1 protein-coding gene is annotated in these 241 nt (G+C 57.7%); it reads left to right on the plus strand.

The window, feature by feature from the left end:
• Positions 1-241 (plus strand): FHIPEP family type III secretion protein (locus tag ACPYOJ_RS36485; RefSeq protein ID WP_481420553.1); only part of this gene is annotated, 241 nt, incomplete at both ends.

The raw sequence follows: 241 nt of genomic DNA on the forward strand, positions 1-241 counted from the left end.
GTTATCACCAAAGGTGCCGGACGTATCGCGGAAGTGGGCGCGCGTTTTGTGCTTGACGGGATGCCGGGCAAGCAGATGGCCATCGACGCGGATCTGAACGCCGGGCTTATTGCCGAAGATGAAGCCAAAAAGCGCCGCTCGGAAGTGACGCAGGAAGCTGACTTCTACGGCTCGATGGACGGTGCGAGTAAGTTTGTTCGCGGTGATGCCATTGCGGGCATCCTGATCATGGTGATTAACG

The organism is Rhizobium sp. SVR5-9E (genome assembly GCF_056755095.1).